The following is a 23016-nucleotide window of genomic DNA, read 5'->3' on the forward strand; positions in this document are numbered from 1 at the left end:
TGTCAAGGACACTATAAAAAAGAAATTAAGCAGCTAGAAGATGATTCCTATATTGGATAGGGGTCATCTTTTTTAAATTCCACTGATAGCGGTAATGGTTATAGTAAACCATGTAATGATTTATTTTCGACTTTAATTCCTTCAAGTTTCTTGCCGATTAATATTCGACATCATCCTTCAGGTGGCCAAAGAATGACTCCTGAGGGGCATTATCCCAACAGTTACCTCTCCGTGACATAGACTGGCCCAAACTATATTTTTTTAATAACTTCTGGTACCGCGGACTTGTGTAATGGCTTCCCTGATCGGAGTGGATAAAGGCATCTTTATGGAGCATCACTTTCTTATTGTTCATCAATTTATGGATCGTCTGGGTTGCAATGTCCAGAGTGATGCGATCAGACACATGGTAAGCTAGGATTTCATTGGTGGATGCGTCTTTTAAGGTCGACAAATAAGCCATACAATTACCATTATATGGTAAATGCGTGATATCCGTTAGTAGAACTTTTCCAGGGATTCCTTGCTTAAATTCCCTGTTTAATTTGTTTGGGACAACCTGATGCTCTTTTGTCGCTTTAGCGATTCTTTTATAAGGATTTGCTCTCCTGTATGGACAGACGATTCCATATTTCCTCATGATTCTTTGGATCTTTTTACGGCTAAAGATTATGTTAAAATCATTCTCCAATATCATTTTAATGGAGCGTGAACCTTTCTTATATCCTCGCCGGTCGAAGGCCTTTAAAATAATTTCCTTCGCTTCAAGGTCTAATTTCGCCCTTGCCTCCCGGATAGGGGAAGCCCTGAGGTAGCTATAGTATCCAGACCGAGAGACACTCAGGAGGTCACAAAAATACCTGGTCATCCTCTTAAATCCATTTTGTTCTATGGTCTCATGAATCAATTGATACGCTTTTTTAAGTGTCCTACCTACAGGTACCATAGTATTTAGGCCATTCTTTTTTTGCTCTATAGGAAAGTATAAAACTTTAGGCTTTATCCCGCATGTAAGGTGCCGTAAGTTCCCCACTTCAAGATCTGAATTGATACAAAAGAGTCAAAGTGGGAGAAAACGGCCCCTAAATGCCCGATTGGTTCAAGGGCCTTTAGGTCATACCCTTGTGGTACTAACATTCAGTAGGAGATGGAAGAAAACTCCTACTGAATGAAGTTTCACTTTATCGTATAAGAAAAACGATAGCTTTCGTCATAAAGACTTGGCTACAAGCCAAGTTTTTCTAAGTGAAGAAGTTAAAACATAGGCTGGGCTACCGGTACGGACTTTTCGTTTTTGCTATAAACCTATAAAAATTTGTCTACAGCAATACTTCGACAAAAGAAGTGGTTAATTTTTTTATAATGTGACAGTTTTTTAATCATAGAATCTGTATAATAGTTTTTACTCTATCCCATATTAAAAGAGAAAACCACTACTCTTTTCGTATGTTATTCGGAGAGAAAGTAGGGGAGATTAATGACCACTATTAAAAGACGGATTAGAGCAATAAATTGTTGGAGAGAATTTTTTAAGAACATCTTCACGTAAAGTTACGAAAGAAAAGTAACTTCCAATATAAGATAAGGATGAAGTGTCTAAATGGTCATGTAAAGGGATTATTAATGGAGGAGGTAAAGGCGATGTATACGTATTCTATTTATTGGTTAACTGAAGAAGTGGCGATTCGTTATTTTCACAAGAGCGGGTTGTTATATCGATTTTTAAAAGAATATAAAAAGCAGCCTAATCGGATAGATTTAAGAAAACAATTTGAATATATTACGTATCGTTTTTGTCGTGAAGAGATTGTAGCATATATGAAACAACAAAAACGTATAAATTGCATCGATTATATCGACAAACGAAATATGAAACTATATAATAGAGAAGCGTTTATTACTTTACATATTGATGAGAGACAGTTAAAATTTCGATGCGAAACCTTGGAAGATGCTGAGGAGTTACTATTTCCATTGTTACGTAGATATGAACCAATGCTTTTTATAGTTGGTGAAAATATATGTAATTTTGGCTGGATAACTCCATTTCTAAAATACAGGCAAACGGAAGAAGAAGTATTGTTTTCTTTTCGTTGATTTACTATACTGTATAAGAGACAACACGAAGGAGGAAAGCTTTTCATGGAGACGATTTGGGTCGTATTAATTGCTGTAGCAGCGTTAATAATTGGTGTTGCTCTTGGATTTTTTCTTGCCAGAAAATATATGATGAGCTATTTAAAAAAGAATCCACCGATTAATGAGCAAATGCTACGAACTTTAATGATGCAAATGGGACAAAAACCATCCAAGAAGAAAATCAATCAAATGATGCGTGCAATGAACAACCAATCTGATAAGTAAGCACTTATTGATATATTTCGTAGTGTTTATAACTTGCAAAGACTCACCCCTTACTTCACAATAGTAGGGGGTCTTCTAATGGTTATTTACCTGTATCTAGGCTTTCTAAAATTCCCACTTCAAGAATTATAAAGAATACGAGAACGCTTAATTAAGAGTACCTAATTCGTTCGGTTAACGGACAAAGGGTATGCTCCCGCAAGTAATACATCGCGATTTTCAAAGACAAGTAAGGCTTTTTGAAAAGGTATCGCATGAAGAAAAAAGTGTGGCTCTTTTTAAGAACGTCTGAGATTTTAGCCTTTGTTCTATTTCTTATCAGTAAAGGTTATGGGAGGAATCCACTGAATGAATTTTTACTTTAATCGATCGACGGAATTTTCATAATAGTTAAGTTAACGTTATGAAAGCCTTTCACTTTTTTGTCAACTATTAATAACATAAAGACAATTCTGTCTGATACAATGTACAGTAAATATAAAAAGGAGGTATACCTTGTCAGAGATCAATATATTTCTTGCTTTCGGTGCAGGCTTTCTGTCATTTATTTCACCCTGTGTTTTGCCTTTGTACCCAGCTTTTCTATCTTACATTACCGGAATGAGTGTAAGCGAATTAAAAGATGATAATAAAATGTTAAATGCAAAGAGTATATTACATACTGTCTTCTTTTTACTGGGGTTTTCTGCAGTCTTCATTATGATGGGCTTTGCAAGCTCTGGAATATCTCAATTCTTATTGGTGAACAAAGATATCATACGACAAATTGGTGCAATTGTTATCATCTTTTTTGGACTCGTTATTGTTGGTATCTTGAACTTTGATTTTTTAATGAAAGATAGAAAAATTACATTTAAAAATCGTCCTGCAGGATTTCTAGGTACTTTTATTATCGGACTAGCCTTTTCACTAGGATGGACTCCTTGTACCGGACCAATCCTAATGGTTGTTTTATCATTAGCTGCTACTGAACCAAATACCGGAATGGTTATGATGATTAGCTATATACTTGGGTTCTCTATTCCGTTTTTTATTTTATCCTTTTTTATTGGTAAGCTGAATTGGATTAAAAAACATAGTTTAAAACTAATAAAAATCGGTGGATATGTCATGATTTTTATGGGGATTGCTTTATTCTTTGATTGGATGACAGCTTTAACTTCATATTTAGCAGGATTGTTTGGGTTTTACGGCTTCTAATGGATTTTTCTCCTGTCTTATATTAAAATAAAGCTATATATGCTATATAAAGGGGCAATACATTATGTACAAATACAAAATAAATGATCTTATTTTACGAACTACCGCATCACTAATTGCCTTTATTTTATTGGGATTTGCTGTTTATTTATTATTAGCTGGACACAACTCTCCAGGTGGAGGATTTGTCGGCGGTTTAATGACATCAGGAGCTATTTTATTAATGAATATGGCTTATGGATTTGAAACTGTAAAAAAAGTATTACCGATTAATTTTGTTAAATTAATTCCAATTGGTCTTGCCGTTGCTGCTGCCACAAGTGCCGGGGCATTTTTATTTAAGCAGCCATTTTTATCTCATACCTTTGGTTACATTCACATTCCGATATTCGGTGAAGTTGAATTAGCTACTGCAATGCTTTTTGATATAGGTGTATACTTGACGGTTGTCGGTGTAATGATGACCATTATTTTAACTATTGCTAATGATAAGGACTAAATAGGGGGAAAAGCGATGGCCAAAATACTTGTGGTCGATGATGCTAATTTTCTGCGCATGACTCTTTCTACTATTTTGAAAAAAAAACAACATGAAATTGTAGGAGAAGCAGAAGATGGAGAAGAGGCAGTACGACTATATCAAGAATTGAAGCCAGATATAGTAACGATGGATATTACAATGCCAGTAATGAATGGAATTGAAGCAATTAAAGAAATCATGCAAATAGATAAAGATGCACTGATTATTGTATGTTCAGCAATGGGGCAGCAAAAAGTTGTGGTTGAAGCAATTGAATTGGGAGCCAAGGACTTTATTATCAAACCATTTGACGAGAACCGTATATTTGATACGATTGATCGTGTATTAAGTTTTAAAAGGGTGAATGATAACAAGTAATTTGGCAATGGGAGAGAGGACTTACAATGTTTTGGTTAATTGCAAGTACAATTGGAGCAGCAATTATGGCCACAGCAATGATATTTATTCGTTTAAGAGCAGCTAAAAAACCTGCTTCTGTAAAGAAGATTATTTTACCGCCCTTTTTTATGAGTACAGGGGCGCTGATGTTTCTATTCCCTGTTTTTCATATTAGCTGGTATCAAGTAATGGAGGCTTTTAGTGTAGGTATTGTTTGTTCCATTTTCCTCATAAAAACATCGAAATTTGAAATTCGTGATAATGCAATCTATTTAATACCCTCCAAAGCCTTTGCCTTTATTTTGGTTGGATTATTAATTTTTCGCATTATTTTCAAGCTTGCCATTGGAAGTCATATATCTTTTGGAGAAATGAGTGGAATGTTCTTTTTATTGGCATTTGGAATGATTTTAACCTGGCGTTTAGCAATGCTTTATAAATATTTACAAATGGAAAAGCAATTAATACAGAAGTAATTTGATTCAGAAGCGATTTAACATACCATAAGTAATAAGTTACGCTATATTCAAAAAATGAGAAATTAAATAATACGTACTTTAGGGGGGCTATCCGTTTTAAGATATCCCCCCTAAAGTTATAACAGTATTAAAAGTTGCCTGATAGATTTATCCCGCATGTAAGGTGCCGTAAGACCTCCTACTTCAAGAGCCTTTAGTTGATACAAAAGGGTCTAAGTGGGAGTAAACGGCACCTAAATGCCCGATTGGTTCAAGGGCCCTTTAGGTCATACCCTTGTGGTACTAACATACAGTAGGAGAGGGAAGAAAACTCCTACTGTATGAAGTTTCATCTTATAGAAAAAGCAGTTCTGAAAGGTTATGATTTGTGTTTTTGCTGCCAATCTGGTGCATAATCGCTCCGAGATTGTTGAAAGAATTGCTCATAGGGTGCTGTATCAATATTTTTTTGGGCCAGTTTTTTTCGTAAAAATTTATGATCTCGTTTAGGTGTTGCAATGATATAGCCTTCAATTAAAATTTCCCTCGTTATTTTTTGATTGTTCTTTTTTAGCGCTAATTCACCAATTTTACCAACGATTTTATGCCTAGCTACATCACGAAATAACTCTGGCACTGGAGAAACTAATTCCTCTAATAACTCTTTTTCCTCTGTCCCCCACATATGTTTTGTTTTATTTACATAATAGTCTTCCCAATCCATCATGGATTTTCCGTCTTTTTTTGGTAACCGTTTCAGAAATTTACGAAACATAAAATATCCACCAATAGCCATAATTCCAATCATGAAAAAACCCCAAAGAATGATTAAATAATCAACAAAAACCGACATATTATTACGCTATTCCCCCCTTTTTCCAATATTTCGTAATAATTTGACAAAATATTTAACTATTTAATTTATTTTTTTAAGCAATTATAGTAAGATTACTAATAATTGGATAGTTAACTTAAGAACGAGATTTACTATAAGTATATGATGAAAAACTTTTTCAAACAAGCGTCATATTCTCAAGAAATTAAACATAGGATAAATTGAAACGAAAGGATTTGTTGATATTTGCAAAAAAAGGGGGAAACATAATGAATTATGATAAGAATACAAGAAATCATGAAAAACTTATTCATATAACTGAAACGAAGCCAACAATGCAAACACAAGGTTTTAATTTATCAACGTTATCTCCATTTATGCTTGCATGGATAGAGAAGAATTGTCATGATGTTATTCTCGTTCTAGATGAAGATGGAAAAATGCTTTATATTTCCGATTCTGCTGAACGAATTCTTGGTTATCAACCTTCTCAACTAGTCGGAAAAGCTTGGTATGAATTTGTTTATCGGGAAGATGTAAAATATGTAAAAGAGAACTTGAAGCAAGTATCTTCAACCAACCAATTCTATGAAATAAATGTTCTTAATAGTGAAGGTGAATATATCTGGTCGGAATGTACGCTAACTAAATTAAAGGAAGAAGACGAAAAGATCTATTATATCGCTATTGTTGCAGATATTCGTGATAAAAAAGAAGCAGAGGAATTTATGATCCAATCAGAGAAAATGTCAGTTGCCGGACAATTAGCTGCTGGGATTGCTCATGAAATTCGTAACCCTTTGACATCACTAAAAGGCTTTTTACAATTACTTCAAGCTGGTGTAAATAGAAAAGAAGAGTATTACAATATTATGGTAGAAGAAATTGAAAAGATGGAGACCATTACATCAGAGTTATTATTCATTTCCAAGCCATTAACTGAGAATAAAAAAGTACAACTCGTTGAATCTATGATTCATGATGTCATTGTACTGCTAAGACCACAAGCGAAAATGAGAGGTGTTGTCATCGAGTATTCAGCTTCTGGGGGCGAAAAAATTTACTGTGATCGTTCACAAATCAAACAAGTCCTCATTAATTTAATTAAAAATGCTATTGAGGCAATGGAAAATGGTGGAAAGATCCAAGTTAATACAAGTTCATCTGACACGCATGTACATATTAGTGTTATAGACGAAGGACCTGGAATTCCAGAAGACATTATAAATAGGTTAGGTGAACCCTTTTTTACAACGAAGCAAAGCGGTACTGGATTAGGACTTATGATAACAAAGCAAATTTTGGAACGTCATCAAGCATTCTTGGAAATAAAGGCAAATAAAGGAGCCGGTAGTACATTTCGTATTATTTTTCCTGCTCCAGCATAACAGGTATAGTTTACTAAAAGTAACGCACTTATTCAAGATTATTTATACAAAATTTAAAAAAATGCTTTTTGCAAGTTGTTGTTGCAGGTTGTAAAAGTTGCCAATAAAGAGAAAAAACAGATAAGCGTAACATAGAACAAGCTAGCCCTTTTATTACTGTCAATAGGCTAGATGTTATAATTATAATTAGCAATTGTTTTATTTTTAATTTTAGATAATTTTTTGTTATCACTTCACATAACTATTTACTATATGTAATGAAGGGCTCAATGGTTTGTTTTATGCTGCGTTTTCTTATAAGATAGAAGGAGTGAGAGGTTTTTTACTTGCATGAACAAAATCCGTAGTATGTTGTAACTACGGGGAAGCATGAAGAAAGGGGTACGAACATGGGGAAGAGTAATTCGTTTAATGCAAAGAAACAATTTAAACTAAATGGAAAAACGTACAACTACTATGAACTAAAAGCTGTAGAAAATGCTGGGTTAGGAAAAGTATCACGATTACCGTTTTCGATTCGAGTACTTTTGGAATCGCTTATTCGCCAGCAAGATGGTCATCAAATTAAGGAAGAACATGTAAAAGGACTTGCTAAATGGGGCACAAAAGATGGCGAAGGGGTAGATGTTCCATTTAAGCCGTCCCGTGTTATTTTACAAGATTTTACTGGTGTTCCAGCTGTAGTAGACCTTGCTTCTTTAAGAAAGGCAATGGTTGATATGGGGGGAAAACCAAGTGAAATCAATCCGGAAGTACCAGTAGATTTGGTTATTGACCACTCGGTACAAGTAGACCAATATGGTACATCGGATGCTTTAAAAGTAAACATGGAATTAGAATTTGAACGAAATGCAGAACGCTATGAATTTTTGAACTGGGCTCAAAAAGCATTTGATAATTATCGTGCTGTTCCTCCGGCAACGGGAATTGTTCACCAAGTAAACTTAGAGTATATTGCAAATGTTATTCATGGATTAGAAAATGAAAGTGGGGAGTATGAGGCATTTCCGGATACGTTAGTTGGAACAGATTCGCATACTACGATGATTAACGGCCTTGGTGTTTTAGGTTGGGGTGTAGGAGGCATTGAAGCAGAAGCAGGAATGCTTGGTCAACCTTCTTATTTTCCAGCACCTGATGTTATTGGTGTGAAATTTACTGGCAGTTTCCCGAATGGAACAACTGCTACAGACTTAGCGTTAAAAGTAACTCAAGTGCTGCGTGAGAAAAATGTAGTTGGTAAATTTGTTGAATACTTTGGGCCTGGATTAAAGGATATGCCGCTTGCAGATCGGGCGACGATTTCCAATATGGCTCCGGAATACGGTGCTACTTGCGGATTTTTCCCAGTTGATGATGAGGTGTTAAGCTATTTAAAACTTACAGGTCGATCACAAGAGCAAATTGATCTTGTTGAAAAATATTGTAAGTTAAATAATCTATGGTATTCTTCCGATGAAGCGGATCCAAAATATACAGAAGTAGTAGAAATAAATTTATCCGAGTTACAGCCAAACCTTTCTGGACCAAAACGTCCACAGGACTTAATCGCTTTGTCCGATATGAAGAAAGAATTTAATAAGGCCATTACAGCACCTGCAGGAAATCAAGGTTTTGGCTTAGATAAATCTGAGTTCGACAAGGAAGTAGCTGTAGAGCATTCAAATGGCAACACTTCCATAATGAAAACTGGTGCAATAGCCATTGCAGCGATTACATCTTGTACAAATACATCCAACCCTTATGTGATGTTAGGTGCTGGGCTGCTTGCAAAAAATGCAGTCGAAAAAGGGTTAAATGTGCCGGATTATGTAAAAACATCGCTTGCTCCAGGATCTAAAGTGGTAACTCGTTATTTGGAAGACTCAGGTTTAATGCCATACTTAGATAAACTAGGCTTTAACCTTGTGGGCTATGGTTGTACAACTTGTATTGGTAACTCAGGTCCATTACGTGAAGAGATTGAGCAAGCAATTATTGATAATGACTTAACGGTAGCATCGGTTCTATCGGGTAACCGTAACTTTGAAGGAAGAATTCATCCACTAGTTAAGGCGAACTACTTAGCTTCTCCTCCATTAGTAGTTGCCTATGCACTTGCTGGTACCGTGGATATTGATTTGACAAAAGAACCATTAGGTACAGATAAAGATGGAAAACTTGTCTATATGGATGATATCTGGCCTTCAATGGAAGAAATTAAACAACAGGTAGAAGCAGTCGTTCAGCCGGAAATTTTCCGTAAAGAGTATGAAGATGTGTTTACCTCCAATGAACGCTGGAATCAAATTGATACAACAGATGAACCTTTATTTGAATGGGATAGTGAATCAACTTATATCCAAAACCCGCCATTCTTTGAAGGATTATCTAAAGAAGCAGGTTCTGTGGAGTCATTAGAAGGTTTACGAGTCATTGGAAAATTTGGGGATTCTGTTACAACTGACCATATTTCTCCAGCTGGAGCAATTGCAAAAGATATGCCAGCAGGAAAATATTTGCAGGAGAAAGGTGTATCCCCACGTTATTTTAACTCTTACGGATCTAGGCGTGGAAATCATGAAGTGATGATGCGCGGTACATTTGCCAATATACGTATTCGTAACTTAATTGCACCTGGAACGGAAGGTGGTTTTACAACTTATTGGCCAACGGAGGAAGTTATGCCGATCTATGATGCCGCAATGAAATATAAGCAAGATGGAACCGGCTTAATTGTAATAGCTGGAAAAGACTATGGTATGGGGTCCTCTCGTGACTGGGCAGCTAAAGGTACTAATTTGTTAGGAATTAAAACGGTCCTTGCTGAGAGCTTTGAGCGAATTCATCGTTCGAACCTAGTAATGATGGGAGTACTACCACTTCAATTTCAGCCAGGTGAAAATGTAGAGAAGCTAGGCTTAACAGGTAAAGAGACCTACCATATAGATATTAATGAGAATGTGAAAGCCCATGATTTAGTGAAGGTAATAGCTGTTGATGAATCAGGTAATAAAACAGAATTCCGTGCCATTGCTCGTTTTGATAGTGAAGTAGAAATTGATTACTATCGTCATGGTGGTATTTTACAAATGGTGTTACGTGAAAAGTTAGCTGCTATCTAATTATATGAAACTAGTAAGCCTCTGTAGATCTATATTTACAGAGGCTTTTTTATCTTCTGGAGATTATATCCGTATTGAGAATAACCTTTTTGAAAAGTAACATGGTCTAGCTTATGTGCTCAAGCGGTAGCAAACTTCGGTCTTTTTCCTACGCTAAGTCAACATTAGCTCGAATCTAATGGAAAAGAGCTTCTTTCATCCAACCGAATGCTATTAAAGACTGTTTTGTATAAATTGTTGCTTTCTTGACCAAATTCCTTAAAATTTTATATAACAGGGGAGAGGAGGCGTTCAGTTATGTGCCCCAAACAATTTGCATCGTTTACACTATGAAACAAGGCTTGTTTCCAGAAGGGCAGATAAAATCGCTTAAAACCATTCGTGAGGCTTCGTCTGTGTTCATTGTGATAGTGTAGTCTGTAAAACGTAATGGTAAATATATCAAGACAACGTTATTTATGTAAGGATTGCGGAAATACTTTCAATGATTTAGCACGTTAATAACTCTCATAACCGTTTAAAAGGATGATTGGGGAAAGCTTTCAAGACGTAGCAACCTATATTAGTTTCGTTGGGATTTAGGCAAACAAATAGCATTTGATGAACGAGTCAAAAATGCTTGTTTCTGCCTGTCGAAAGTTAAACCACACCACAGTTGAAATGTTGAGAAGTACTTAACTAATTATTAGACGTATATTTATTGCTTCCAGGTAGTTTCTTGATTTCATTCCAGGCTTCAATCGCTTCTTCACGACGTTTTCCTTGATTTCTCGGGTCAGCAAAAAAGTCACGTATGAATTGATTGTATTCAAATTGAGGTGCAATGTTTTTCTTATACGAAGAGTCTTTCTTTCGTTCTACTTCCTCATACCAAGCGTCTACAGCATCACGATATGTTTTTCCGACATTGTTTTTAAAATAGTTTTGGATATAGGTGGAAAAATGAAATTTTGGAATAATAGACTTAAAAAATACTCTTACATTTTGGCTACAATGATGGTTTTCTGTAATGACTGTATCAAGACTTAAATTTGCTTGAGGTTGTATTTTCTTATTCGCTTTAAGTTTTCTGGTAGGTTTTTTAATCTCCCCTGTCCGAATAAATGTCTCAATCCTATCGGAAATCTCTATTTTAGAACCAGAAGCATTTATTCCATTTTCTCTACAAAAGGATTGTAATTCTTCCTTTAACCAGTAATAATTTTTAAAACTATCTACACTTATATCTTTAGTTAGATTAGGTCCATAAATTACACCTCCATATTTAATTATATTCATTATAGAACATTTGTTCTTGTGAAGCAAAAATAAATTATAGTCAAAAACAATAAAGTTTATGAAAAACAGGCAAATATGAAGGTCTAGCAAAGATAGTTAGGTGTCTATTATTTAATCACTGGAAACTGTGTTGAATTATCAGACAAACGTTTTATTTTTAACTTTAGATTGTGACACTTAATCTATTTGGTTTAGGTTATTTACATAGCAATAATCAGTAAAGATAAAAGGGGTTAAAAATAAAATTAACACCTATCCTTTATAAGAACATTGGATAGTTTTTTAGTTATATTTTAAACCACAAACAGTTACCAAAAAATTTAGGACTCTCAAACGTTTGGGTTATCAAAAAGATGTACTTATATTAGCAAATATATTCTTACAGTCCACAAGAAGCATTTTGATTGAATTTTTTTCTAGAGAGACTAACTTATATAAACGGCAAAGCATTTCCTAATTTTAGACTTCCTTAAAATTACTGCTCATTCCTTTACATTTGTATCGAATTTACTTACGATGAAATCAGCGTAAATTATTAGATAATGCTTTTACAATAATTAAAAAGGGGCAAGGGGATCAGAATGTATAAAAAAATGCTAGGCGTTGCTATAATAGTGGTGTTAGCTGGTATTGTGTTATTTAATTATCTTCAAAAAAAAGAAGATTCGGTTTTAGATACTCCAAATTCCAATATTAGTGATGAAATGAATGCGAAAGGTGGAATGATTACGTCTAAAAAAAAGGGAGAAACCCTTGAAGTTGGTAATCCTGCACCAGACTTCGAATTAAATACATTGAGTGGAGATAAACTCACATTAACAGATTTACGAGGCAAAAAGGTAATTTTAAATTTTTGGGCCACCTGGTGTCCACCATGCCGAGAGGAAATGCCTGAAATGGAGAAATTTTATAATGATGCCAAATCAGATGTCGAAATAGTAGCTGTAAATTTGACCAACTCAGAGAAAAATGAAGAAGATGTGAAAGAATATATAGACAAATATGGATATACATATCCAGTTCCTCTTGATGGAAAAGGTAAGGTTCGCAATACGTATCAAGTTATCGCTGTACCAACAACGTATTTTATTGATGAAGAAGGGAAAATTATAAAGATTCACCCTGGTCCTATGAATTATGAATTAATGGAAGAAACAATTGAAGCTATGTAAAACAGATGTATACTTTGATTAGAAATTGGCCATCCTGCTTTAAAAAAGGAGGGGACGGCCATGTCCTTAAAGAAAAGAAGAACGTTTGATGACTTAGTTCAGGAAAATCGTCAAAAGATTTTAAAAGATAAGCTGCTGATGGAAAAAATCGAACAACAAATAGAGCAAAAACAGAAAAGGATCAGACAGAAAAAAGTGCAATGAAAATCGTAACCGCTAGATTGTAAAGCGGTTACGATTTTTTATACTATAGGAAAGTATTAAATTTTAGGGTTTATCGTAAAAAGAAAAACGATAGCTTTTTGGTTTGAGAAAGTATATCAGTTTGTACATAATTGATAACTATTTGCAAAGTAGCGTCGTCTAGCTTATTCGCTTTGTTCGGTAACTAATAGGAAAACAGAATGACACATTTATTATACGTTGAATAATTTTGGATAGATTAGGAAAACTAGGAAAGCAACCCTATAATGAAAGGAGTCATGGTGATGACAGACAATAATCAACCAAAGCCAGACGATCGCAGTGATAACGTAGAAAGATTACAAGAAATGGTTCAGGATACAATCCAAAATATTGAAAAAGCACATGAAACAATGGAATTTACATCTGGTGAAGAAAAAGAAGCCATTAAAGCTAAAAATAAACGAAGAGAGCAAGCAATCGAAGGAATGCGAGCCGAAATTAAAGATGAATATAGAAATCAAGAGGATCAATAGAAGTAAACCAAAAAATTTTAAGTGATATGCTCCCCTTAAGGTAGACAGATTAAAAAATAAAAATCTGTTTTCCTTAAGGGCGAGTTTTTGTATGTCCAAAAGATCTCATTCAAGTAAATTAAAATATAAAGTACTAAAGGCTTATAAAAATGAGAATTATACAATGAATGAGTTATGTTCAACGTATAAAATTATGGATTGAAAAATTTGAGAATGAAGGAATACGTGGTTTAGAAAAATCAAAAACATGGAAACCGTATTTTCAAAAGAATTAAAAGAAACAGCCGTAAGAGATTATCTTTGAGGTGAATATTCTTTACGTGAGGTTATAAGAAAGCATGGTATATCTGATACAAAAGTTCTCCAATTTGTACGTTGCTAACCAAGTGCATCCAGCCTTTTGTTCTAGTAAAGTAAAGAGAGAGGATCACTAGTTATGTTTCATTCAAATGTAAAAATATTGGATTTTCTTTTCGCAAAAGAAATTATGTTTAATGTTTACCAATTCGAACATTTTTTGAAAGGTTTAACGAGAAGGATCACTTAAGATATGATAAGCTTAATAGAGAAAATATTAGCTTAGGAGGAATTTTTCGTTGCATAAAGAGAAAACACCAATCGAAGTAAGATATCAGGAAACGGATCAGATGGGAGTTGTCTATCACGCCAATTATTTAGTCTGGTTTGAAATTGGCAGAACTAAATTTATTGAATTTCTTGGTTTTCAATATAAAGAAATGGAAGAGCATAACGTTGTTTCTCCGGTTACAAATGCAAATATTCAATTTAAAAAACCAATTCGCTACGGAGACAACGTCACAGTAGAAACATGGCTTGAAGCTTATAACGGGATAAGAACTGTATATGGCTATCATATTTTAAATGGGGAGGGAGAAGTTGCTGTAAGTGGAACAACCGAGCATGTGATCGTAAACAAAGATACATTCCGTCCATTGTCATTAAAAAAAACATTTCCACAGTGGCATAAAGCATATAAAAAACAATTAGAAGGAGATAGCTAGAGTGGCGTTTGGAATTACTAAGAAAGAGCTGGTCACTTGGAAACAACAAGTAAAAGCCGGTGAAATTGCTTTTATAACCCACTACTGGCTGGATGAGCGATTTCCAGATTGTACTACCGTAACCAAGGTAGGATGTAGTGATCTGGATAAACTACTTACATGGGGGAAAAAGTATCAATTGTTAGCTGAATGGATTGATTATAAGAACAACCGTTACCCACATTTTGATTTATTTGGTAAAAGACAAAAATACATACTTGAAAAAGAAAACCAGTGGGAACAATTAAAACGTTTTAATTTATTGGAGAAAAAAATACATAAAAAGAGCTGATTTTAAGCTCTTTTTATGTATTGTATGTTTGGCTCCTGTTTTTTTCTGCTAAAACTAATTTTTAAATCATGGTCTTCAAAATACCAAGCATCTTTTGCCTCAATAAAGAAAGTAATATTATCGACATCGTTGGAAGCGTAAACTTCAACCGGCTTTTCATTACTAACCCCTAAAGAAAAGCCAGGAACGTTTCCCCCAAATCCACCATATCTGACAAAAAAACGCACATATGCTTCATTTTCTTCAATGTCTAGTTCATCTCTATACCATTTTGCTGCCTCTTTGCTGATTTGGATATTCATCTGAAAAACAGCTCCTTTTTTATTTCTTTTTCTTTTCTGGTACTAAATCAATCCCGCCAGGATGAAAAGGGTGGCATTTGCTGATTCGTTTTACTGTCAAATAGGTGCCTTTAAAAAAGCCAAATCGGCGATATGCTTCCAACCCATATTCAGAGCACGTCGGATAAAAACGACAGGTTGGGGGTTTAATTGGGCTAATCGCAACACGATAAAATTTAATTAATCCGATAAAGATATACTTCATAGGAACCCTTCTTTTATTTAATTCTTTGTTTTATCATAGGTAATTGTTGCAAATGCATCATGCATATGAATGGATTCCTCATTTTGACAGCTTACTTTGAACTTGGTAATAAACGGTGTTTCATATAAATCTGCAGCTATTAATCGTACCATGTCTTCAACGAATCGTGGATTTTCATAGGCTTGTTCGGTAACCCTCTTTTCATCCGTTCGTTTTAAGATTGGATGTAATCTTGCGCTAGCATTACTTTCTGCAGCTTCAAGCAATACTTCCTTCCAATCAAACTCCGTTTCAGCAAATTGCTCATCAACTGATATATCGATTGTTACATTTCCGCGCTGATTATGAGCACTATATTCGCTAATTTCTTTAGAACAAGGACACAGCGTTGCAATAGCTACAGTGAGTGCAAGTTGAATATCCACCCCACGATCTTCATCGTATTTCATCTTTATACTAGCATCTGCATGATTAAGACCTGCTAAACCTGTATCAGGGGCTTGTCTTTCATAAAACCACGGAAAGCTAACTTCCATATAAGCATCAGGCCGTTCGAGGCGATTAGCTAGCTCTTTTGTAAAGCTTTTTAATACATTCAAATCCGTTGAAAAGCCTCTTGCATGATAATCTGCTAATTGTTCATTAAAACGGCTCATATTCGTTCCTTTATTCGTTTGCTTTAGACTAGAAGTAAACGTAAATGAACCGATACTTGTTTGAGTGTAAGGTGCAATCGTGCTATTTATCATAATCGGATGCTTTACCTTCGTTATCCCAACTGCATCCAAAGCAAATAAGAAATCCTTTTTTGTATTCTGTAAGTCCGCCATATACTTTTTATCGACAGGTTTCGATTTTGGGGCTGGCTTTACAGAACCAAATAATTGATGGCGCTCCTGTTTTGTCGGTAATTTTTTAACTGGAAAAGTTTTTGTGTTGTCCATCACATAGCCCCCTTTCTCTTTACTTCTAAAGTATACGTTACGATAAAGCGAGAATCAATCTATAGGTTTTATCCCGCATGTAAGGTGCCGTAAGATTACCACTTCAAGAGCCTTGAGTTGATACAAAAGGGGTTAAGTGGGAGAAAACGACACCTAAATGCCTGATTCGTTTAAGGGCCTTTAGGTCATACCCCCTGAGGTACTAACATTCAGTAGGAGAGGGAAACAAACTCCTACTGAATGAGTTTCACTTTATCGGCGATTACATCCAAGTTATTTTTGGCTCTGTTTTATTTTTTATTCGTTTTAAGTTCTCACAATGCCTGTAAATCACAAAAATGGTTAGGATCGAGGTAACAATAATTAGCCCCGTATTTTTAAAGATAAATGATAATATAACAGTTACTATGCCAGTAATAATAGATGAAAGTGAGACATATTTCGATATATATAGGCTAATTAAAAAAGTTGACACCATTAGAACAAATAATAATGGATTAATACCAAGAATGATGCCGCCGGATGTGGCAACTGCTTTTCCTCCTTTAAATTTTGCAAACACAGGATACGTATGACCGGCTACTGCGAATAATCCGATGATCAGCCGATAGACATCGGCGTCAAAAAACAGCGGAAGAAGCGTAGCCATCGTACCTTTTAAAATATCTGCTAGTGTAACAATAATCCCAGCTTTTATTCCTAATACACGAAAGGTGTTTGTTGCTCCGAGGTTTCCGCTGCCATGCTCACGTACGTCTTTGTTATAACCAATCTTTCCCACAATCAAGGCAGACGGAATCGATCCGAGTAGATAGGCAATAATTGCAAATACTAGATACTCCATAATGCTTCCTACTTTCCTCTTAATTATCTTCGCACCTATTGTAATTATAAATAAGGACGATACTGCCTTTTATTTTAGCACGAAGTTCCTATTTTAAGAACCATTATTAAATAGATGTTTGTTATTAATTGTATCTGGGAATAAACTATATTATTCTAGCAATAGTAATTTCTTAAAAATAAGTTCAAAACGTTAAGCAAAAGTGATGCCGAATTTTTCCGTACCTAAACATGGTCTGTTCGTTTAAATGGATATCACTCGCTTTTTATAATACGTATTAAAGGGGAAAGGACATGATTGAATTTAACCAAGTAAATAAAGTATATCAGGACGGGACCGAAGCTGTTAAGAATATTTCCTTTCATGTGAATCAAGGTGAAATGGTTACGTTTATTGGTCCAAGCGGCTGTGGTAAAACAACTACATTGAAAATGGTCAATCGTCTAATGGAACCAACATCTGGATCTATTTACATATGTGGAAAAGACATCCAAACATATCCGATTCATGAATTACGCTGGAACATTGGTTATGTACTTCAAGAAATCGCATTATTTCCACATCTGACGGTAGAACAAAATATTGCCATTGTTCCTGAATTAAAAAAGTGGAAACAAAAAGAAATCCAAAATCGAGTGACCGAATTGTTGGAAATGGTTGGATTAAACCCAAAGGTATTTAAGAAAAAATTGCCAAGAGAGCTTTCAGGAGGACAACAACAGCGGATTGGTGTTATTCGGGCGTTAGCAGCTGATCCTGATATTATCTTAATGGACGAGCCATTTAGCGCTTTAGATCCTATAAGTAGAGAACAGCTACAAAAAGATATTCAAGCATTGCAAAAAGAAATTAAAAAAACGATTCTATTTGTTACGCATGACATAGATGAAGCACTTCATTTAGAAGATAGAATTTGTTTAATGAAAGATGGGAGAATTGAGCAGTTTGCTGAGGCTGATAAATTGATATCAGAGCCACATTCACAATTTGTTAAAGAATTTATCGGGAAACGTCAATCACCTTGGGAAATTACCGTAGATAAAATTGCTAATTCATCACAGGAGTATATATTAACAAGGTCAGCCTTTCATAATAGCACCTATCGGATTGATAAGACGTATGTTTTAGTGGAAGAACGTAATCAGTATGTCGGTCTCGTTGTTAATGGACAACTAACCCAACGTGTTTATTTAGAAAATGATCTCTCTTTGTATCAAGCAGTGGACATGATCCAAGAAACCGACCAAGAAATTTTTCCTGTTTTAAAAGCTAGTCAACTTGTAGGTATTATTCGTTACCGTGATATCGTACAGTTTTTAAAGCATAACACAACCGTAGAAAACGGGAGGCTCCAAACGTGAAAGAGTTTATTACTGTATTTCAAAATCGCCAGGCAACACTTGTAGAAGCAATATGGGAACACTTGCAAATATCATTAACTTCACTCATCATTGCCATTTTGATTGCAGTACCTTTAGGATTAATACTGACGAGGCATCCTCGAGTAGCTGAACCAATCATCGGATTATCAGCTGTACTACAAACGATTCCAAGTCTTGCTATCCTAGCTTTTCTCATTCCATTTTTCGGGATTGGCACCTTCCCTGCAATTATTGCACTAACAGCATATGGACTGCTCCCAATTCTACGTAATAGTTATACAGGCATTAAAGAGGTAGACCCTGCATTAACTGAGGCGGCAACAGGAATGGGAATGAATTCATTGAAACGCTTAATGAAAGTGGAATTGCCGCTTGCTATGCCAGTAATTATGGCAGGAGTTCGCACTTCTATGGTGTTAATTGTTGGAACAACCACATTAGCTGCATTAATCGGAGCAGGAGGACTAGGTGAATTAATTCTTTTAGGTCTTGATCGTGGAGCGGATGTGAGTTTAATATTGTTAGGTGCAATTCCCGCGGCTTTACTAGCGGTTATTTTTGACGTTATTTTACGGTGGGTTGAACGACTTTCTAAACGAACGGGAATCAAATCGTTCATCGCTATGTTAATCGTTGCGGTTTTGATCGTTATTTCTCCTTTTCTTTTTAATAATAAGAAGCAAGCAGATTTAGTTATTGGTGGTAAATTAGGATCAGAACCAGCAATTTTAATTCATATGTATAAGTTATTAATTGAAGAAAATACCGATTTAAGCGTAAAATTAGAACCAGGGCTAGGAAAAACCGCTTTCTTATTTAATGCATTACAACAAGGAAGCATCGATATCTATCCAGAATTTACAGGAACGGCGATTGTTACACATCTTGAGCAAAAAGCGGATAGTAACAATAGGGAAGATGTGTATCAGCAAGCTAAACAGGGGATGGATAAACAATTTGATATGGCATATTTACTGCCTATGGCCTATAATAATACGTACACTGTTGCCACAACAGAAGAACTAGCCAATCAATTTGAACTAGAGACAATCGATGATCTAAAAAAAATAGAGGATCAATTAACTGCTGGTTTTACACTGGAGTTTAAAGACCGGTATGATGGGTATGTAGGTATGCAGGATGTATATGGTTTAGATATTGCAAATGTACAAACCATGGATCCAGGTCTTAGACAAGATGCGTTAACATCCGGTCAGGTAGATATCATTGATGCATATGCAACAGATAGTTATATGGAAAAGCTAAATTTAATTTCTTTGGAAGATTCAAAGCAACTATTTCCTCCATATCAAGGGGCTCCACTAATGCGCAATGATACACTGGACAAGTATCCTGAACTTGAAGGTATTTTAAACAAGCTCGCGGGAAAAATAACTGACCAACAGATGAGACAAATGAATTACCAAGTAGATTATCATGATGAATCACCAGAAAATGTAGCCAGAGAGTTTCTCATAGAACAGGGGTTACTTGAAAAATAAAAAGGGGGAAGCTATAATGGCATGGGAAAACCCAACCAATGAAGAATTGAGAAGAATTTTAGCTACGGCGAAAACAATTGCAGTTGTAGGCTTGTCAAACAATCCGGAACGTACTTCTTATCAAATTGCTAAAATTATGCAACGAGAAGGTTACCGTATCATTCCGGTTAATCCTACAGTACAAGAGGTCTTAGGTGAACAAGCCTATCCTTCATTAGCTGAGGTTCCGGAACCGATAGATATTATAAATGTGTTTCGCAGGTCAGAGTTCTTACCGGAAGTTGCGAAGGATGCTGCTCAAACGAATTGTAAAATCTTTTGGGCGCAGCAAGGAATCGTTAATGAAGATGCGTATCATTATTTAAAACAACGTGATTTTACCGTAATTATGGATCTTTGCATTAAAGTGGTCCATGCAGTATTGCTGAAATAATCGAACGAAAAAGGGTGGCGGTACGATTAGTCATCCTTTTCTCATGTTTTAAAGCAAGCGTAGATATAAAAGCGGGAGGCACGTTTAGCGACGTACAAAATAAAGAACTTCTGTGCTGACATGTCATAGAAAGAAGCAATATAAGCTAGACGAAGCTACCTTCAAAGTTATTACCATATAGAAGGGATCATTTTCTAGACAATTAAAAATTTGGTTATTTCCAAAACACGGCACAGCCTGGTTGACTCTTAAACATTACATTCTTAACGTGTGCTATGATATGGTCTGTTAACATAATTATATAAGCTTATTCCTCTTATGCATGTATCAACCTCCAATGAACAATAACTTCAATTGTAAATTTACTTCATTGACGATTTTTTTGTGTTCTTGCAATACAAGCTTGATGTAACTATAGTATACTTAGTAACGTGAGAGAAAGGGTTACTCCATGACTAAAAATAAAAACTTTAAGGAAAACCTGTTTTTTATAAATGGTTTATAGGAAAAAATATAACTTTCATGTGTATTATCGTTTGTTTTATCTTTACACAAACAAACGTTTGTTCTATTATAGTACGTACAGAAAAGAAAGGAGCAAGTACGGAGTGACAAAACAACCGATTTCATATAGTGATGACTCAATCCAAGTACTGGAAGGTCTGGAAGCAGTACGAAAAAGACCAGGTATGTACATAGGTAGTACAGATGCCCGAGGACTGCATCACCTCGTTTTTGAAATTGTTGATAATGCGGTAGATGAAGCCCTAGCAGGATTTGGAGACATCATTAAAGTGACTATACATAAAGATAATAGCATTTCCATCACGGATCATGGGCGTGGTATTCCAACTGGTATGCACCGTTCTGGAAAGCCAACACCTGAAGTGATATTTACCATATTGCATGCAGGTGGAAAATTTGGACAGGGTGGTTATAAAACTAGTGGAGGTCTACACGGTGTAGGTGCGTCCGTAGTCAATGCTCTATCTGAATGGTTAGACGTCACAATCCATCGTGATGGTCATATCTACTTTCAACGATTTGAAAATGGTGGAAAACCTGTCGGCTCTTTAGAAAGGAAAGGACCAACGAAAAAAACTGGTACCATCATTCATTTTAAACCGGACCCAACGATTTTTAATACAATCGTTTACAACTTTGAAACATTATCCGAACGGTTACGAGAAGCTGCCTTTTTACTAAAAGGATTAACGATTCAGTTACAAGACCTTCGAAATAATCAGACAGAAGAATACCAATATCCAGAGGGACTAAAGGCTTTTGTACATTATCTGAATGAAGAGAAAGATACCCTTCACCCTGTTGTAGCTTTTGAAGGTGAACAGCAAGGAATTGAAGTTGATTTTGCTTTTCAATTCAATGATGGTTATGCAGAAAGTATGCTATCTTTTGTTAACCATGTTCGTACGAAGGATGGAGGAACGCATGAATCTGGAGCGAGAACAGCAATTACGAGGACGTTTAACGACTATGCCAGACGAATCGGACTTTTAAAAGAAAAAGATAAAAACCTGGAAGGTTCAGATATAAGAGAAGGCTTCACTTCTATCGTTTCTGTTCGTGTACCAGAAGATAAACTGCAATTTGAAGGGCAGACGAAAGGAAAACTAGGTACGCCGGAAGCTAGATCCGTGGTTGATGCAGTTGTTTCGGAAAAGCTTTCTTATTTTCTGGAGGAAAACTCAGATGTTTCTAATCTTTTAATTAAAAAGGCGATTAAAGCAAAAGAAGCTAGGGAAGCGGCCAGAAAAGCGAGAGAGGACGCTCGAACAGGAAGAAAAAGAAGGAAAAAAGATACGATCTTAAGCGGCAAGCTTACGCCTGCCCAATCAAAAAATCCAAAGCGTAATGAACTATACTTGGTTGAGGGGGACTCTGCAGGCGGATCAGCAAAACAAGGCAGAGATCGAAAGTTTCAAGCTGTACTTCCGTTACGAGGAAAAGTAATTAATACAGAAAAGGCGAAGCTTGAGGACGTTTTTAAGAATGAAGAAATATCGACCATCATTCATACTATTGGTGCTGGTGTTGGCGGCGATTTTCATTTAGATGATGTGCAATATGATAAAATAATTATTATGACCGACGCAGATACAGATGGTGCACATATCCAAGTGTTATTGCTTACGTTTTTCTATAGGTATATGCGACCATTGATTCAAGCAGGTAAGGTGTATATTGCACTGCCACCTTTATATCAAATCTCCAAGGGAAAAGGAAAAAATAAACGTGTGGCTTATGCCTGGGATGAAGAAGAAATGAAGAAAACAATTAAGGATTTTAAAAACGGCTATACCTTACAACGCTATAAAGGTTTAGGAGAAATGAATGCAGATCAGCTGTGGGAAACGACCATGAATCCAGAAACCAGAACCCTTATCCGGGTAACCATCGATGATTTAGCACGTGCAGAAAGACGTGTGACGACATTAATGGGCGATAAAGTGGAACCTAGAAGAAAATGGATCGAAAATAATGTTGAATTTGGTTTGGATGAAGAATCTAATATCTTAGAAAACGATAGAATTCATACAGAATTATAATAAAAATC

The 23016-nt window shown here is 35.5% G+C and carries 23 protein-coding genes and 3 pseudogenes; 19 read left to right on the forward strand and 7 right to left on the reverse strand.

Annotation, left to right across the window (positions count from 1 at the left end; all coding sequences use genetic code 11):
• Positions 1 to 25 precede the first annotated feature (25 nt).
• Positions 26 to 946 (reverse strand): annotated as a pseudogene (locus JNUCC74_RS08950) (IS3 family transposase).
• A gap of 695 nt (positions 947 to 1641) precedes the next feature.
• On the opposite strand from JNUCC74_RS08950, the gene sirA reads away from it, so the two are divergent.
• The 6 genes from sirA to JNUCC74_RS08980 all read left to right on the forward strand — a co-directional run bounded on the left by sirA (position 1642) and on the right by JNUCC74_RS08980 (position 4959).
• Entirely contained in the window at positions 1642 to 2097 is a 456-nt protein-coding gene (gene sirA, locus JNUCC74_RS08955; protein WP_454067725.1) for a sporulation inhibitor of replication protein SirA, read from the forward strand.
• Positions 2098 to 2142: 45 nt separating this feature from the next.
• Positions 2143 to 2364 (forward strand): YneF family protein, encoded by a 222-nt coding sequence (locus JNUCC74_RS08960; RefSeq protein ID WP_454067726.1) that lies wholly within the window; start codon positions 2143 to 2145, stop codon positions 2362 to 2364.
• A 495-nt stretch (positions 2365 to 2859) separates the two neighbouring features.
• A complete protein-coding gene (locus tag JNUCC74_RS08965) occupies positions 2860 to 3564 on the forward strand; it encodes a cytochrome c biogenesis CcdA family protein (protein ID WP_077320515.1) in 705 nt (234 codons plus the stop codon).
• Between the two features lie 64 nt (positions 3565 to 3628).
• On the forward strand, positions 3629 to 4063 hold the full coding sequence (locus JNUCC74_RS08970; RefSeq protein WP_454067727.1) for a Na(+)/H(+) antiporter subunit B: 435 nt from the start codon (positions 3629 to 3631) through the stop codon (positions 4061 to 4063).
• 15 nt (positions 4064 to 4078) lie between these two features.
• Positions 4079 to 4462: a response regulator gene (locus JNUCC74_RS08975; protein WP_077320517.1), complete on the forward strand. Its 384-nt coding sequence runs from the start codon at positions 4079 to 4081 to the stop codon at positions 4460 to 4462.
• Positions 4463 to 4488: 26 nt separating this feature from the next.
• The gene (locus tag JNUCC74_RS08980) at positions 4489 to 4959 is read left to right on the forward strand and encodes a CcdC family protein (protein WP_077320518.1); all 471 of its coding nucleotides are present in this window, start codon (positions 4489 to 4491) and stop codon (positions 4957 to 4959) included.
• A gap of 361 nt (positions 4960 to 5320) precedes the next feature.
• On the opposite strand, the gene JNUCC74_RS08985 is transcribed toward JNUCC74_RS08980, so the two are convergent.
• On the reverse strand, positions 5321 to 5794 hold the full coding sequence (locus JNUCC74_RS08985; protein ID WP_454067728.1) for a DUF2621 family protein: 474 nt from the start codon (positions 5792 to 5794) through the stop codon (positions 5321 to 5323).
• Positions 5795 to 6045: 251 nt separating this feature from the next.
• On the opposite strand from JNUCC74_RS08985, the gene JNUCC74_RS08990 reads away from it, so the two are divergent.
• The 4 genes and pseudogenes from JNUCC74_RS08990 to JNUCC74_RS09005 all read left to right on the forward strand — a co-directional run.
• Positions 6046 to 7164 (forward strand): ATP-binding protein, encoded by a 1119-nt coding sequence (locus JNUCC74_RS08990; protein ID WP_454067729.1) that lies wholly within the window; start codon positions 6046 to 6048, stop codon positions 7162 to 7164.
• A gap of 389 nt (positions 7165 to 7553) precedes the next feature.
• Complete coding sequence (gene acnA, locus JNUCC74_RS08995; RefSeq protein ID WP_454067730.1) at positions 7554 to 10268, forward strand: aconitate hydratase AcnA; 2715 nt, start codon at positions 7554 to 7556, stop codon at positions 10266 to 10268.
• A gap of 385 nt (positions 10269 to 10653) precedes the next feature.
• Positions 10654 to 10760: pseudogene (locus tag JNUCC74_RS09000) on the forward strand (transposase); the annotation flags it as partial.
• Between the two features lies 1 nt (position 10761).
• Positions 10762 to 10946: pseudogene (locus tag JNUCC74_RS09005) on the forward strand (IS1595 family transposase); the annotation flags it as partial.
• Here JNUCC74_RS09005 and JNUCC74_RS09010 read toward each other — a convergent pair.
• Positions 10947 to 11546 (reverse strand): DUF6434 domain-containing protein, encoded by a 600-nt coding sequence (locus JNUCC74_RS09010; protein WP_454067731.1) that lies wholly within the window; start codon positions 11544 to 11546, stop codon positions 10947 to 10949.
• Between the two features lie 581 nt (positions 11547 to 12127).
• On the opposite strand from JNUCC74_RS09010, the gene JNUCC74_RS09015 reads away from it, so the two are divergent.
• From JNUCC74_RS09015 to JNUCC74_RS09035, 5 genes are all read left to right on the forward strand, one after another.
• Positions 12128 to 12718 (forward strand): TlpA family protein disulfide reductase, encoded by a 591-nt coding sequence (locus JNUCC74_RS09015; protein ID WP_454067732.1) that lies wholly within the window; start codon positions 12128 to 12130, stop codon positions 12716 to 12718.
• 60 nt (positions 12719 to 12778) lie between these two features.
• On the forward strand, positions 12779 to 12922 hold the full coding sequence (locus JNUCC74_RS09020) for an FbpB family small basic protein (RefSeq protein WP_077320524.1): 144 nt from the start codon (positions 12779 to 12781) through the stop codon (positions 12920 to 12922).
• A 284-nt stretch (positions 12923 to 13206) separates the two neighbouring features.
• Positions 13207 to 13437, forward strand: coding sequence for a small acid-soluble spore protein Tlp (gene tlp / locus JNUCC74_RS09025; protein ID WP_077320525.1), 231 nt, complete (start codon positions 13207 to 13209; stop codon positions 13435 to 13437).
• A gap of 596 nt (positions 13438 to 14033) precedes the next feature.
• The gene (locus JNUCC74_RS09030; RefSeq protein WP_454067733.1) at positions 14034 to 14459 is read left to right on the forward strand and encodes an acyl-CoA thioesterase; all 426 of its coding nucleotides are present in this window, start codon (positions 14034 to 14036) and stop codon (positions 14457 to 14459) included.
• Between the two features lies 1 nt (position 14460).
• A complete protein-coding gene (locus tag JNUCC74_RS09035) occupies positions 14461 to 14790 on the forward strand; it encodes a hypothetical protein (protein ID WP_454067734.1) in 330 nt (109 codons plus the stop codon).
• A gap of 2 nt (positions 14791 to 14792) precedes the next feature.
• Here JNUCC74_RS09035 and JNUCC74_RS09040 read toward each other — a convergent pair whose 3' ends face one another.
• From JNUCC74_RS09040 to plsY, 4 genes are all read right to left on the reverse strand, one after another.
• Positions 14793 to 15092, reverse strand: a complete 300-nt coding sequence (locus tag JNUCC74_RS09040) for a HesB/YadR/YfhF family protein (protein ID WP_077320528.1) — start codon at positions 15090 to 15092, stop codon at positions 14793 to 14795.
• A 19-nt stretch (positions 15093 to 15111) separates the two neighbouring features.
• Positions 15112 to 15336, reverse strand: coding sequence for a membrane protein insertion efficiency factor YidD (gene yidD, locus JNUCC74_RS09045; protein WP_454067735.1), 225 nt, complete (start codon positions 15334 to 15336; stop codon positions 15112 to 15114).
• A 17-nt stretch (positions 15337 to 15353) separates the two neighbouring features.
• Positions 15354 to 16280, reverse strand: coding sequence for a GTP cyclohydrolase FolE2 (gene folE2 / locus JNUCC74_RS09050; RefSeq protein ID WP_454067736.1), 927 nt, complete (start codon positions 16278 to 16280; stop codon positions 15354 to 15356).
• 262 nt (positions 16281 to 16542) lie between these two features.
• Positions 16543 to 17124, reverse strand: a complete 582-nt coding sequence (plsY, locus tag JNUCC74_RS09055; RefSeq protein ID WP_454067737.1) for a glycerol-3-phosphate 1-O-acyltransferase PlsY — start codon at positions 17122 to 17124, stop codon at positions 16543 to 16545.
• A 293-nt stretch (positions 17125 to 17417) separates the two neighbouring features.
• On the opposite strand from plsY, the gene JNUCC74_RS09060 reads away from it, so the two are divergent.
• From JNUCC74_RS09060 to parE, 4 genes are all read left to right on the forward strand, one after another.
• Positions 17418 to 18485 carry an ABC transporter ATP-binding protein gene (locus tag JNUCC74_RS09060; RefSeq protein WP_454067738.1) on the forward strand — a complete coding sequence of 356 codons (1068 nt, stop codon included), beginning with the start codon at positions 17418 to 17420 and terminating at the stop codon, positions 18483 to 18485.
• Positions 18482 to 20008 carry an ABC transporter permease/substrate-binding protein gene (locus JNUCC74_RS09065; RefSeq protein WP_454067739.1) on the forward strand — a complete coding sequence of 509 codons (1527 nt, stop codon included), beginning with the start codon at positions 18482 to 18484 and terminating at the stop codon, positions 20006 to 20008. The genes JNUCC74_RS09060 and JNUCC74_RS09065 overlap by 4 nt, the downstream gene beginning before the upstream one ends.
• Positions 20009 to 20024: 16 nt before the next feature.
• The gene (locus JNUCC74_RS09070; RefSeq protein ID WP_077320534.1) at positions 20025 to 20441 is read left to right on the forward strand and encodes a CoA-binding protein; all 417 of its coding nucleotides are present in this window, start codon (positions 20025 to 20027) and stop codon (positions 20439 to 20441) included.
• Positions 20442 to 21049: 608 nt separating this feature from the next.
• Positions 21050 to 23008: a DNA topoisomerase IV subunit B gene (parE, locus tag JNUCC74_RS09075; RefSeq protein WP_454067740.1), complete on the forward strand. Its 1959-nt coding sequence runs from the start codon at positions 21050 to 21052 to the stop codon at positions 23006 to 23008.
• Positions 23009 to 23016: the final 8 nt, after the last annotated feature.

The organism is Cerasibacillus sp. JNUCC 74 (assembly GCF_053667775.1).